This window comes from Pelagibacterium halotolerans, assembly GCF_044811015.1.
Lineage (GTDB): Bacteria > Pseudomonadota > Alphaproteobacteria > Rhizobiales > Devosiaceae > Pelagibacterium > Pelagibacterium halotolerans_A.
In genome coordinates this window covers 2,619,509-2,634,073 of sequence record NZ_CP085243.1, presented here as the reverse complement: position 1 = coordinate 2,634,073, position 14,565 = coordinate 2,619,509, and the positions used below count along the sequence as shown (strand labels likewise).

Sequence of the window (14,565 nt, the reverse complement as noted above, 5' to 3'; positions counted from 1 at the left end):
GATTTGCAGCACCTATTCAATAGCTTAATTGGGTTTGGACCCTAAGTAAAACTACCGAAAGTAATTCATGCAGTAAGTCACGGGGTCCTCATTCACCTCGATCCAATTCAAGCGTGAAATTCCAAGTTCATACTGAATTTGTTCCTCAACCTCATCCAAACTTCCGTGCCAAGTATCTCCTGCCACCAATCCTTCCATAGATAATCTATACAATAGATATCCGCCACCCTCCTCTTCGACCCACACTCCGATGATGCCCGATCTATTTGGTGAACCAAATTCATCAGGAATCAATTCCGAATCAATTTTGGAAACTAAAATCTTCCGCGAACTCATGGACTGATTATCCCCACATGTGAATTTTCCACGATTAACCGCCCATCGGCTCCTATCGACTCAAAATGAACATGCGCCCCTTGTCGCAAATCAGTCAAATCTCCCGATGTCATTCTAAACTGTCGGGTTCCATCGGCTGATCGATACACACCCGGAGCAATTTCTCGATAGTCAGCACCAAGCCATCGCTCTGCTGCGTCCAGTGCCTGGTCAGGGGATACGTTACCGCCGCCGATGTTACCATGACCATCTGACTGCCCTCCCTGACCGTTCAACAGCTCAAGTAGTTCCAGCGCGCGCCACGGATCCGGCCCACCACCTTCGGGATCGTTTCCCCCCTGTCGGTTCTGATCCTGATCTTGTTGCGGGTGGGTCGGCAGGTTGTTATTGCCATTGGCATTCTGGCTTACGACCACGGGTTTCCCCGTCAGCCTGCCAAGATCGGCCGAGAACGCCGGCAGGAAAGCCGTGGAGACCGGCTGGCCCTGGATCGAGGCGCCGGTGAGCACATAGCCATCCCCACTCTCCATCATGTGCACCCGAACCGCAACGCCGTCCGGGTCGGTGATGGTCACCCCGAGCGAAAGATCGTTGGCGTAGCCGCTCACATGGAGCGTCGTCCCGTCGGGAAGTTGGTAGGTCGTATCCTGCCCGGCCCCGCCGAGCGGCTCAGTCGAGGCGAAGTACGCCACGACCCCGGCAAGAGGGCCCGCCGCCCTGGAGAGCGTGCCCTTTACGAACACCCCTACATCGTCGAACGTCTGCTGGCAGGTAACCACAAGCTCCGAACTCAAGGCGATCACATCGCCCGAGGGCAGGGATACGGTACACACGCTGGCCGCATAGGCCCGAGGCACGATCAGGGCGAACGGATCGAACCCGGAATGCGCCTGCTGGCCCGCAACGCACGCGCCAAGCTGATTGAGAACCGACGGATCGTCGTAATATTCCGCCAGCGCCAGCATTGCCGTCTGCTCGTCCGGCGAGAGCTGGTTGTCGGCTGCGTATTGCGCGAAGTGCTGTTCGATGGCCTCGACAACCGCGCCACCCGCCTCGACCGCCGCCGCCACGCTGGTATCGCTGGCATAGAGGCCGATATAGCTCTCCTCGTCCTTTGTGATCTCCTGGGCAAGGTCGGGATCGCGGTTGATGTTGGCGACGGTTTCCGTGACACCCGCGTCCTCCAGCGCCTCCTGGGCGTCCGTATCGCGGATGACGATCTCGCCTTCGCCGATGGTGGCGCGGGTTTCCTGCTCCTTGTCGTGGCCCGACGCCGAACCCTCAACGCTCCATCCCGGCGTGCCGGGCTGGTTGAGCCCCCCGCTGAGACTGAGCCCACCCTCGACGCTTTCCGCCGTATCGTGATCGGACAGGTCCGAGACCGTCAGCGTGCCGGTGTCGAGTGTGAGGGCGTCGCTTTCCGACACGATGGCACCGCCAACGAGATCGGTATTGCCGCCCACGGTGATATCGACGGCATCCCCGGCAAAGATGCCCGATTGCTCGGCAACCCAGGCCGATGTGCCGTTGCCGGTGCTGCCATTGAGCGAGAGCGAACCGCCGACGCCGCCCGAGAGCGGGTCGAGCGTGAGGCCGATGGACCCGCCCGACGCGCTCGAATTGCTGCTGGAGGTGTCCTGCAGGCTTTCGATGGTGAGGTCGCCGCCAATATCGGCGGTGACGGTCTCGCCTGCGACCTGCGCTCCGGAGAGCGTGGTGTCGTTGCCCGAAACGATGCTCACCCCGCCCCCGGCCACAATCTGGGTATTGGTGTGGCTCAGGCTCTGGTCGGCGCCGTTGCTGCCTTGCGCGGAGGCGTTGACGCCGATGCTGGCCGACGGGCCATGAAGACCCATGCCCACCGAAGCGGAGAGCCCGAACCCGGCAGAGCTGGTGCTGGTGCTGGAACTGGCCGTGTTCTGCGCCGCGCCCAGCGTGATGTCGTTGCCGGCATGGAGGTTGATATCCTCTCCCGCCTCGATCCGGGTGCCCTCGGTGGTGATGTCATGCCCGGCATCGAGCGTGATATTGCCGCCCGCCGAGAGCGTGCCGCCATTGGCGACGCTGATGGACTGGCTGGAACTGGATGCCTCATGGCTGAAGCCGATGCTGGCCTCGACCGACGCCAGATTGCCGTTCTGCAACGCATTGGCCGCATCGATGGCTTCGAGCGCCGCGGACGCGGCAGTCACGGCCTTGTTGAGCCCGCTACCCTGCCCGGCATTGAGGTTTTGCGGAAGCTGGGCGAGGGTGGTGATGTTCCCCGAGACCGTTTCGGACGCGCCGATGCGGATCCCGAATTCGGTCTGCCGGTGGCTCTCGTCGCTTTGCCAGGTATCGGTGATCGCCTCAAGAGAGATGTCCTCTCCCGCTAAGAGCCGCAGATCGTCGCGAGCCCCAAGATAGGCGCCCTCGGAGGTCACGTTCTCATCGGCGGCAACCGAGAGATCGCCACCGGCGCTCAGCGCCGACGCAATGCTCGTCGTTGCCGACTGGTTGACGGTATCCTCGTTGTCCCGGAAGCCAAAGCCGAAGCCGCCATTGCCCAGTTCGAAGAACAGGCCGCTCGACGCACTCGATGCGCTTTGGCTATCGAAAGTCTGGCCCGTGCCCAATGTGACGTTGGTGGCAGTAATGTCGAGATCATTGCCGGTCGTGACGGTGGAACCGTTGATCGCCGCGTCGCCGCCGATATCGAGGCGGGCATCGCGACCGGCGATCAGCAGCGATCCGTTATAGGTCTGATCGAGTGTGCTTTGAGCGCTGGACTCTGAATAAAGGAACCCGCTGCTCCCGCTCGATTGGCTGGACTCGTCGCTGTCGAGCTGGCCTGCAACCGTCAGATCGCCGCCGGTCGTGACGGCCAGGGTGTCGCCGGCGGCCAGCGTAGAGCCGGTGACCGCCATATCGCCACCGGCGGTGACGGACAGGTCGCCAAAGGCATCGAGGTTTGAGCCGACACTGGTTTCAGTCCGGGCACTTTCGCTCATCTCGATACGTGTGTTGAAGAGGCCCGCCGAACCGAACGAGGCCTCCATCTGGCTCTGCGCGACATCCTGCACCGAGGCAATGGTGAGATCGCCCGTTGCGGTGAGGGCCGCGTCCCCGCCCGCGGTGAGTTCGGCGCCTTCGAACGCCATGTCACCGCCGGAGGACACCGCGAGATCGCCACCGGCGCTTATGCCGGCAAGCTGGTTGGTCAGCGTATAGGAGGACGCCGAGCCGCCCGCAAAACGCGTCGCGGATGAGCTTTCCAGCTGGTTGGCCGCAACCGTCACATCGCCGCCCGCATCGAGCGACAGGTCCCCGCCCGCCTTCAGGGTGCCCCCGAGCACGGCCACGTCGCCTGCAACCCCGATATCGAGATTGCCGAGCGCCGTGATCGCCGCTTGCGCGTTCGCCCGGTCGACAAAGCCGCCGGCAAATTCATCGCGGGTGACCAAGGTCTGGTTGACGAGCGCGCCCGCGTCGATGGTCACATTGGTGCCGGCGATCTCGCCCGAGAGATTGGCCAGCGTGCCGCCGACGTTAAGATCGACCACAGTGCCGCCGATCAGCCCGCCGATATTGTCGAGGCCGTCCGCCACGACAAGCCCGGTCAGCCCCTCGCTTGCGATGACGCCGCTATTGGCAAGGCTGGAGCTGGCGAGGAGCACATTGCCGCCCACGATCGCCGCGCCGCCGCGCGCGTTGCGGCTGCCCGAGGCGAGATAGACGCGCGGGACGAGCACCCTCACCCCATCGACTTCCCGCCATTCAGGCCAGACGATGTCATCGGTGAGTGCGGCGACCTGCTCGGCCGACAGCGTCACGCCGGTCGAAAGGTTGAGCTCTGTGGCCACCCCCAGCGCATTATCGTAGAGCGCGGCGATCTGGGCGGTATCCGCTCCGTACCCGTCGAGCAGCCGACGCCCGGTGAGCGCGAAGATCTGGTCCTGGATCAGCCGGGTTTCGACATAGGCATCGCCCAGCCGCTTGAGGAACTGGTCGGGCCGGTAATCCGGCATCGAAGAGAAGAAATAGTCCGAATTGTAGAAATTCGAGACGTCGATGAACTCCGGGCGCGTCTCGACGAGGTAGGGCGACTGGGGGTCGGGCGTCGTCTGGGTGAGGCTCGATCCGCCCAGAACATTGGTGAGATCGATACTCGGCGCGCCGGGCACAGAAACCGTGCCACCCACTCCGGAGCCGAAGTTCACGGTTGCCGCCGTTGCGCCAGCGCCGGCCCCCTCCACTGCCGTTGCGCTGGAGCCAGTCCCGGCTACCGCCGTCGCACTGGCGCCGGTCCCTGTTACCGCCGTCGCTGCAGAACCGACCCCGGTTGCCGCCGTTGCACCGGTGCCGCTTCCGGATGCCGCATTCGGCCCGGCGACGCCTACGCCCGAGGAAAGCCCAACCTGCCCGCCCTCGCGGATGGTGGTGTTGTCGATCCGCCCGGTGAAATTGCCCGAAAGCGTGCCTCCAGCCTGGATGGTTGCGTGCACACTGCCGATGGTCGCCGTTGCGGTGGTGACCTCGGTGGGGGAATGGGTGACGATTGGCGACTTGTGCGTGCAAACAAAGAACCAACTGGTGCATACCCACCGCAGGTCGGTAACGTCCGTGGTGACCCTCGTTTTTTCGACGAGATCGTGCGCGGTATTGGTGAGGCTTGTGCCCGAGAGCGCCAGATTGCCGTTGGCGGCAATCAGCGAATAGGTGTTCTCGATCGCGCCGCCCGAAAGGACCATGTTGCCGCCGGACAGAATTCTGGCGGCGTTGACCGTTCCGCTCGTACCATCGGTCCAGGTTTCGGTTTGGGTCGTAGTGGTGGTTTCGTCACACAGCAAAGGACCGAAACCGGACGTACGCCCACACGTACCTTTGACCCTGTCTTCCTCGACCGCACTCTCGTAGTTGGTCTCGAACGTGATTCCCGTCGTGCGGTTGACCAGCGAATTCGTCGCAATCGAGAGGTTGCCCTGATTGGCCTCGATGAGCGCGTTCTCATTGATCACCGCCGCCGCTCGGGCATGGGCAAGACCCGCAATGGAAAGGTCGTGCGCGGCGAAGATCGTGCCGGTATTGTTGAGCGTGCCATCGAGCGCGATGCCCATATGGCGCTTGGCGACGAGGAGATCGGTATTGCCGATATTCCCGGAAATCGAGAGCCCGAGGTCCCGGCCTGCACCGAAAGCACCGTCGTTCTGAAGGCTTTGGGCCGAGACCGTGAGGTCGGCGCCCGATACGACGCGCGCGCCGGCAGCATTCGTCATGCCCCCGAGCGCGGTAATCGCGACGCCCCCTCCGCCTTCGATCGTGCCGGATTGGCCGAGCGCGGCACCGGTATCAAGCGCAATATTGCCATTGGCGCGCAGCGTGCCGGACTGGGTGAGTGCAGCACCGCTCGACAGCGAAAGACCGCCCAGGGCTTCCATCGTTCCGGATTGAATGAGCGCACCGGTAGCCGCGACGGTAGCCGCGCCATTGGCATGCATCGCGCCCGATTGGGTGATGGTGGCACCGCTCGAGAGGGACAGGTCGCCGAGAGCTTCGATATCGCCGGATTGGCTGAGCGCGCCGTCCGCATCGAGGGTAATGGTCCCATTGCCGCGCGTCGTGCCGGTGTGAGCGAGAACCGCGCCGCTCGAAAGAGAAATATCCCCCAAGGCTTCGATCGTGCCGGACTGGTCGAGCCTGCCTTCAGCGTCAACGGCGACCGTACCATTGGCGCGCATCGTGCCGGACTGGGCGATGGTTTCGACACTTGAGACGGAAAGACTGCCCGCTGCTGCGATCTCGCCGGACTGGTCGAGCGCACCGCCGGCGTCGAGGGCGACATTGCCGTTGGCGCGCGCGGTACCAGAGTGCGTGATGGCAGCACTGCTCGACAAGGACAGGTCTCCGGCCGCCGCGATCGTACCGGATTGGCCAAACGCGCCACCGGCATCGATGGCGACATTGCTATTACCGCGCAGCGTCCCGGAGTGATCGAGGGCTGCGTCGCTCGAAAGAGAGATATTCCCCAGGGCTTCGATCGTACCAGACTGGTCTAACGCATCTCCGGCGTCGAGGGCGACATTACCATTGGCGCGCATCGCGCCGGACTGAGTGATGGCCTCGATGCTCGACACGGCAAGATTGCCTGCCGCTGCGATCTCGCCGGACTGGTCGAGCGCGCCGCCGGCGTCGAGGGCGACATTGCCGTTAGCGCGCGTGGTGCCAGAGTGCGTGATGGCAGCACTGCTCGACAAGGACAGGTCTCCGGCTGCCGCGATATCGCCGGATTGAGCGAGCGCGCCGCCCGCATCGATGGCGACATCGCCATTGCCGCGCAGCGTCCCGGAGTGGTCGGTAAGCGTGGCGCTCGCAAGGGCGATGTTGCCCAAAGCTTCCACTGCGCCGGACTGGTGGAGCGTGCTGCCGGCGTCGAGGGTGAGATTGCCATTGGCCCGCATTGTGCCGGACTGGGTGATGGCTCCAAGGCTCGACGCGGACAGGTTCCCCGCCGCTTCGATGGCGCCGGACGTGTCGAGCGCGTCTCCCGCGTGTATGGCGACATCGCCGTTGGCGCGCGCCGTGCCGGAGTGGGTGATGGCGGCATCGCTGGACAGGGAAAGGCCGCCCGCCGCCACGATCGTGCCGGATTGGCCGAGCGCGCCGTCTGTGTCGAGCGTGACATCGCCATTGCCGCGCAGCGTGCCCGAGTGAGCGAGGGCCGCGCCGCTCGAAAGCGCGACATTGCCCAGCGCCTCGATCGTGCCGGACTGGCCGAGCGTGCTGCCGGCATCGAGAGTGACACTGCCATTGGCCCGCACCGTGCCGGACTGGGCGATGGCCTCAAGGCTCGACAGCGAAAGATTCCCCGCCGCTTCGATGGCGCCGGACGTGTCGAGCATGTCTCCCGCGTTTATGGCGACATTGCCGTCGGCACGCGTCGTGCCGGAATGTGTGACGGCGGTGCTGCCCGACAGGGAAAGATTGCCCGCCGCTTCGATCGTACCGGATTGGCCGAGCGCGCCATCCGCATCGATTGCGATATCGCCATTGCCGCGCAGTGTGCCGGAGTGAGCGAGGGCCGCACCGCTCGTCAGAGACATATCGCCCAGCGCCTCGATCGTGCCGGACTGGCCGAGCGTACTTCCGGCGTCGAGGGTGACATCGCCATTGGCCCGCAGGGTACCGGATTGATCGAGCGCGGCGCGGCTCGACACGGACAGGTTGCCCGCCACCTCGATCGCGCCGGAATTGGCCATGCTGTCCGCCGCGATGGCGAGGTCGCCCGCGCTCGCGAGCGCGGCACTGTTCGTCAGGGCGCCCGCAGCAATGTCGAGGCGCCCCCCGGCCGTGGCCGCGCCGCCTTGGAGCGTGAGCGCGTCGGCGGCGGAAAGTGTCAGGTCTCCGGCCGCGATCAGTCTGGCGTCGCGGGCCGCGATGGTCGCTCCGGCGAGCCGCAACGCGCCCTCGGTGCCCACGGTGCCGTCCGATGCGACGCCCGCGGCGGCAAGCGCGCCGGTGCCGATGTCGAGCGCGCCTTGGGCCTCGAGCGTCACCGCGCCGCCTGCGCTCAGCCGCGCGTCCTGCGCGAGGCGCACCGATTGCGCGGCGAGCGTCGCCGTCTCCCCGGCGCGCGCCGTTCCCGCGAGCGTGAGGGCGTCTCCGCTTTCCATCGAAAGGGTCGAACCGGCAAGGCTGATGCCGCCCAGGGTCATCAGCCCTTCCGAAGACAGCGTCAGGGTGTTGGCCGAAAGATTGGCGTCATTCTCGATTGTGTCGCCTTCTATGGCGAGCCTGGCGTCCGCCCGGACCGTTCCATTGAGGGCCATCGCCCCGCCCGCGTTGAGCGCGGCGTTGCCACCGGCGGACAGGACCTGGCCATCGCCGCCAGTGAACCCCGAGCGCGCGTTCATGGCGACGTCGCCGCCGGCAACCGTTCGCCCGTCATGTGTGATTGTGCTGGCGTTGACGGTGACGGCGTCTCCCGCCAGGATCGTGCTGTCGGCGTCCGCTGCAAACGCCCTGTCCGCAGTGAGGGTAATCCGACCGACCCCGTCATGCCTCTTGCCGCTGCTGTCGACGCCTGAGATGACGGACGCGTCCGAGAGCGATATGGCGCTCCCGCCCAGCGCGATGTCGCCGAACGCGCCGAGCACGCTTCCGTCGAGGTCGATGCCGCCTCCGGCGAGCACGCCGAGATCGCCGCCCGCATGGACCACGCCTGTCATGCGCACCGCATCGGAATGCGATGTAGCGTTAATGGTGCCCTGCGAAGACGCCGAGCCGACAACGAGCCTTCCGTCGGCGCTGATGCGCATGCCGCCCATGCCGGCAACGAGGCCGGCCGGCGCATTGACGCCGACGCCCGCTTCGGTGCTCTCGAGCCTGATCCGGTTGGCATACATGCCGCCCAACGCGGAGGAATCGATCGCGACCGCGGGCGCCGGGCTGCCATCGGAGGGCCGCACGGCGGTGATCTGGCGCGCGGCGTAGTCGAAATCGTTCTGCCCGGCGAAAACGCCAACGTCCTGGCCATGAACGGCCCCGTTGAGGACGGCCGCGCGGCTGACGATATCGAAATAGTCGGTCGACCGCGCGTCGGCGCCACCCGCACCGATGGTCACCGTGCCGCCGGTGACTTCAAAGCCCGTCAATTGGTCCCCCTCAAGGACCGGCGTGCCGGTGGTCAGCGTCGCGCGCGGCGTGTTGATGAACCCGCATCCATCGCAGGTGATGCCATTGGGATTGGCAACGACGACCGCGGCGCTCGACCCGAACACCTCCATCGCGCCCCCGAGCGTCGAGGGATTGGTGCTCGTCACCTCGTTGAGGATGATTTTCGCGGGTGTGCCACCCAAATTGCCATTGCCCAGAACCACGCCGCCGAGCACGGACTGGCCGAGTTCGGTGCTGTTGTTGAGGACGAGGCCTGAGGATCCGACGTTGAAATCGGAAAAGACGTTCTGCGACAGGCCGCCGGCGTTCGGCCCGGCGATGTTGACGACCGGGACGCCATTCGCCGCCTGGGACACTTCGGTGCCATTGCCCGATCCCGGCGCGACCGTCAGCGCCTGCGCGAAGGCGGGAGCCACCGACTGGAACACGAAGCTCGCAGAGGTCACCACCGCAATCGTTGCACGGGACAGCCTGCCAATATGGCTCCGGGACGGGATCAGCGATGGTGTCATTGTCATCTCGATATCCAAATCGTCTTGAAATGCTAGAAATATGAAAGGGTTATGCCGGCCTCGAGCCGGAAATCGCCCGACCGGTCGAACCCGTCCGGACCCCACAGAGGAACCTGCCAGCTCATCGAACCGGACAAAGCGCCCCCGCTCACGCGCAGCCCGACGGCCGCGCCGCCGATATTGGTGGTCAAATCGCCGTTGGAGGGGCCGGGAAAGGTCCAGCCGCTTTCCAACGCGGCGAAAGCGGTCAGCCGGCCCAGAGCCGTGTCCACACCCGCGCCCGCCGAGGGCAGCGTATAGGCGAGCTCGCCGCGGACCCTGGCGCCGTTTTCCCCGCTCAGACCCGCATGGTTGAAGGTCGAAAAGCCGGGAATGTCGGAGATGCTGAATTGCTCAGAGGCATAGAGCTGATCGTGGCTCCATTGCCCCGAGAGGCTGGTGCTGAACGTCAGTCCCTCCGTAAGCGGGAGCGTATGCTGCACCTCGCCGTCGAGCTTGGTGAAAAGGGCGAATGGCCCGCCATTGTCTTCGGCCCCGAACCATGGCAGCCCCCGGTGCACGCCCGCCCTGGCGAACGCGTGGCCTCCAAACAGGCTGTCGGAATGGGAAATCTCCAGCGTGCCCACCGAAACCGTGTGGCTCGATACGCCGATCAGGACATCCTCGAGGTAATTTGCCGTTGTCTCCGAGGAGAACCTCGCGCGGATATTGGTCTTGGCGGTCTGGTTGCGATGAACGAGCCAGTCGAGGTAGGCCGTGTGGGTCAGCGTATCGCCGTTGGTTGTGAGGATCTGCCCGTTCGCATCGAGAAACGAGAGATACTGCGTCGCCTTGCTCGACCAGCCGAACGTCCAGTCCCCCAGCGGCAGGGTCAGTTCGCCGACATATTCGAACGCCCGCTGGCGGCCGCCATCGGTCTCGAGGTTGCGCTTGTGAGCAAATGAGAGCGTCTCGAAAAGCCCCAAGCTGTCTTCGAATGTGACCGTTGTCGTATTGTGCCACTGGCCGCTCGCCCCGGTCCCGGCATTGGAGATGTGCGACCCGACCGTCCAGCCCGGCTTCGATGCGATGGCAACCTCGACGACGCTCCAGCCTGGGCGGGACCCGGGCCGGAAGCTGATGGTCGCATCCTTGGACGCTAACCGGTTGATCTGATCGAGCCCCTGCTCGAAGGTCCGCAGATTGAGGACATGCCCGATCGCATAGGGCATCACCGTCCGGCCGATCGATCGCACCTGCCCGTTCTCAATGAGCTCCACCGCCTCGACACGGCCTTCGACAACGACGATCTCAAGCGTGCCGGTCGTCAGATCCTGCTCGGGCAGAAACGCGCTCGAGGTCACGTAGCCGGCTTCGACATAGGCGTTGGTGATCGCACCGACGAATGCGAATAAGTCCGCAAGCGCGTAGCAGCCCGCCTCGAACTCCGGCAGCAGCCGCTCGCGGGAAAATATCTCCGCGCCCGTCAAGGCAATCGCGTTGATCTCAATGCAAGACGGTGCAGCCGGAGCGCTCCGGGGCTGCGGCGCCGGTCCCCTTCCCACTTCCGTTGGCACGGCGTCTTGCGTGTCAGAAAACACGACGTTGAAATCGTCGTCCAGGACAGGAACCGGATACGCCCACGCATCCGCCGACAGCAGGCAAAGCCCGAGCGCGGCAACAACCAGACCGACAGGCGCGAGTCTGTTTGCTCCTTCAATCCGTACGCGCGTGAACCCGGTGCCGACCCGCAAGCAATTATCTCTCAAAAAATTCGAATCCGATAACGCCGTCAGCCTCATGCCAGGGCGCATGTTGCGCACGACAACCACGACGCGCCGCTTATAGGCAAATCAGGTGACGGCAACTTCCTTAGGGCCTAATCAAACTTGCCCAAGCCACCGCCTATCGAATTTTTCGCGCTTCGGCCAAGCCATGCGCTTTTGGGATAATCGCGACCAGGCCATGCCATTACGCAAGAGCCCTGCACCGCCGTCGTCGATGGCGAGATCGCCAACGCATTCGTTCGCTCGCCCGTCAAAATTCCCCGTTACTCGACGCTTTTGCGCCCTCCCGGGGGCTGGAACAGATCCAGCCAAAGCAAAAAATCCCTCGACACCAAAGGATAGAGCAAGACAGCGATTCAACGAAACGCCATCCTGCTCGAGTGTCCGTTATGGCATGGGCTGCGATCGCAGACCCGAACTGGCCTTGTGGGCAGGCGTGCCGAAAGCCCGTCGGAGCAACCGGCGCACCCTGCTCATCGCCGCAAAAAGGCGAGGACGCATGACGGTCAACCAGTACGCACGGCGTATCACCAGCCGCGCACCAGCAGCGAGACCTTCCGCCCCTTGCGGACTGGCGTCGAGGATAGCGCGCAGTTCCGAGATCACCTCTGCAGACCGCTGCCCCGGCGCGGCAAGGCCGCACCAGATCAACACGGCGCTGCCCGTCTCGGCGGCAATCGCTCTTCGCTTGAGGTCTGGCGACGCGCAAAGCTCTGCATGCAGACGGCCATGGCCGTCCTTGATCAAGCTCAGGATTTTCATCGGGATATTCTCCTCAACCGGCCACATGAACCACGCGGGGATGATGAGACACGTTGACGGCGCCCGGGTGGGCGTCCAGAACACAGATAACCATACTGACCTCTGGTGCTTCAGGGGTTGGATTGGCCAGGTCGCTGCCGGGAAGGCTGTCCCGGTGGCGACCGCTTATGCGGACGCCGGGCCTGGTCGCCGGCGTCATTGCCGACCTGCACACAATGGCACGATAGAGATTTCCGTCGGATGAATCGGCGACAGATTTCGTCCGAAAATCCGGCTTAAACGCCATGCCGACCTGATCGAGCCCAGGCGAGCGCGGAATTGTGAATCCAGGGTTGCGATAGACGCGCTTTCCAAGGCCCTCCAGCACAAAACGTTCCCATGCGGCAAAGATGCGGGAACCGACAGCTGCCGAAAGCCTTGAAAGGTAATAGGGGCACTGCAAAACGTGCTTAAGGCTTGGGAAGCAGCAAAATAGCTTGCGCTCGTATTCTCCCCGGCCTATCGAACAGGAACGGCACACAATTGACCTTGGCGAAGGAAGCCGATCGTTGAGCACACCGGAGCACAAGCCCCTGGGGGCACCTTCTGCTCAGTCGATGCGCGATCGGCAAAAACCTGCACGCGCCAGCGCCGGGCGACGTAAGAACGGGCCGGAAATCCACCGGCTTGACCTGCTCAATGTCGTCGAGCGCGGCGCGAGCGTCCGCCGGCACCGGTTCGTTGCCGACCTTCAGCGCCTGCTGATCCCCGCCGCCCTCTCGGGCGCGGTACAGTGCGCGGTCTATGCGAGCGTCATCCTGCGCGCGAACCGGAGCGACTGGCATAACCTTGCCATCGTCTGCGCCATGCTCTTTGCAATGCCGTTCGTGGTTGCGGGCATCCTCGCAATGCTTCGGCGCAAGGATTTCCCGTTCACCGCTTCGGCTTTCATCACGCTGGTCGTCTATAATTTCGGTGTCGTCGCGCTTTCCGCACTCCGTATCCCGGTGAGCTATACAGGCCTTCTATTGGCTGCCCCGTTCGCGATCACCGGCATGGTCCTCGCCGCCGCCCGTCTTCGGCACGCGCGCCATGAGCGCATTGCTATTCTCGATTTCCCCGGCGTTGAAAAAGCTTGCGCGCTATTGGGCGGCACGGTGAGCGTAATCAAGGACAAGGCGGCCGACATCACCGATTTCGACCGCATCCTCATCGACGGGGCGACCCACCACAGCGCCGAATGGACGGCGTTCCTGACCCGCGCCTATATGCGTGGCGCCGAGGTCAGCCCCTGGATCAGCGCGCTTGAAGAAAAGCAGGGCCGCGTCAATATCGAACATTTCGATCTCACCCATCTCGCCTATGCGCCAAGCCAGATCTACTACGCCAAGGCCAAGCGGCTGCTCGATCTGTTGCTGATCGTTTTGACCCTGCCCGCCGTCGCCCCCCTCGGCGCGCTGGTCTGGCTCTATATCCGGCTGATCGATGGCGGCCCGAGCATTTTCGTCCAGACCCGGCGCGGCTATGGCGGACGGAATTTCCGCATGCTCAAATTCCGCACCATGCGCAAAGGCACCCATGGCGGCGCAACCAACAGCGAAGACAACCGCATCCTGCCCGGGTGCCGGTTCCTGCGCCGGTTCCGGATCGATGAATTGCCGCAATTGATCAACATCTGGCGCGGCGAAATGAGCTGGATCGGCCCGCGCCCGGTCTCACTCGAAATCGCCCGCGAATGCGAGCGGCTGACCGCGGTCTACACAAACCGGTATCTCGTCCTGCCCGGCATTACGGGCTGGGCGCAAGTGACCTATGGCTATGCCGGCACCAGCGAGGAAGAACTCGAAAAGCTCGGCTACGACCTCTATTACCTCAAGAACATCTCGCTCGATCTCGACCTCGAGATCACGCTGCGGACCATCCAGACGCTGCTGACCCGCAAGGGGGCCCGCTAAGAGTCTGATCCAAAAGTCCTCCGAACTCGCAGGGCCTCAGGCCGAACGTAATACCGTTCACCAGAAGCCTGAGCAGCAGCACGTCTCCGGGACGTCCGCGCTGCCGAAGAGCCGTGCAGACTGTGTGAAGCTCCGGCCGCCCAATCGCCTTGCGCTTCCTGGCCGACGTCCGCGGCGGTGCACGACGCGAGCGGGGTACCGGGCGCTGTGCCAGCCGCTCCCGGCAAGCAGCCGCCCCCGCGTCATCCAGCCCTCCCCTTTCCAGCGCCTCCTCGATGGCCCAGGCCAGCGCCGCAGCATACTGGCGGATGGTCGCCGGCGCGAACGCCTCGTGGGACAGCGCAAAGCACTCGATGGTATCGAACAGGGTCGGCGTTCTCCCAAATTGCCGGGCAGCGCGCTTCTGCAACGTCTTCAGCCTTTTCCGGTAGAGCGCGACCGTCGTCTCTTCCCGTGTGACCACAACACCCAAACCATCCACCACGTGATCGCCCATCGGAATTCCCCGCTACTCGACGCTTTTGCGCCCTCCCGGGGGTGGAACAGATCCTGGCAAGCCACAAAGTCGCGCCGGGAAGGGTATCGGTTCCGGGCAAATTGACC

At 64.1% G+C, this 14,565-nt stretch carries 5 protein-coding genes; 1 reads left to right on the top strand and 4 read right to left on the bottom strand.

Going from position 1 to position 14,565, the window contains the following annotated elements:
• Nucleotides 1-51: 51 nt before the first annotated feature.
• The 4 genes from LG281_RS12870 to LG281_RS12855 all read right to left on the bottom strand — a co-directional run bounded on the left by LG281_RS12870 (nt 52) and on the right by LG281_RS12855 (nt 12,028).
• Nucleotides 52-336: a hypothetical protein gene (locus LG281_RS12870; RefSeq protein WP_404401300.1), complete on the bottom strand. Its 285-nt coding sequence runs from the start codon at nt 334-336 to the stop codon at nt 52-54.
• A complete protein-coding gene (locus LG281_RS12865) occupies nt 333-9,506 on the bottom strand; it encodes a hemagglutinin repeat-containing protein (protein WP_404401298.1) in 9,174 nt (3,057 codons plus the stop codon). The genes LG281_RS12870 and LG281_RS12865 overlap by 4 nt, the downstream gene beginning before the upstream one ends.
• Nucleotides 9,507-9,532: 26 nt before the next feature.
• A complete protein-coding gene (locus LG281_RS12860; RefSeq protein ID WP_404401296.1) occupies nt 9,533-11,233 on the bottom strand; it encodes a ShlB/FhaC/HecB family hemolysin secretion/activation protein in 1,701 nt (566 codons plus the stop codon).
• 420 nt (nt 11,234-11,653) lie between these two features.
• Entirely contained in the window at nt 11,654-12,028 is a 375-nt protein-coding gene (locus tag LG281_RS12855) for a hypothetical protein (RefSeq protein WP_404401294.1), read from the bottom strand.
• A gap of 548 nt (nt 12,029-12,576) precedes the next feature.
• On the opposite strand from LG281_RS12855, the gene LG281_RS12850 reads away from it, so the two are divergent.
• Complete coding sequence (locus LG281_RS12850; protein ID WP_404401292.1) at nt 12,577-13,962, top strand: sugar transferase; 1,386 nt, start codon at nt 12,577-12,579, stop codon at nt 13,960-13,962.
• Nucleotides 13,963-14,565: the final 603 nt, after the last annotated feature.

Excerpts from the sequence above, each read along its gene's own strand:
- LG281_RS12870 (WP_404401300.1), bottom strand. The coding sequence starts at position 336 with ATGAGTTCGCGGAAGATTTTAGTTTCCAAAATTGATTCGGAATTGATT.
- LG281_RS12865 (WP_404401298.1), bottom strand. The coding sequence starts at position 9,506 with ATGACAATGACACCATCGCTGATCCCGTCCCGGAGCCATATTGGCAGG.
- LG281_RS12855 (WP_404401294.1), bottom strand. The coding sequence starts at position 12,028 with ATGAAAATCCTGAGCTTGATCAAGGACGGCCATGGCCGTCTGCATGCA.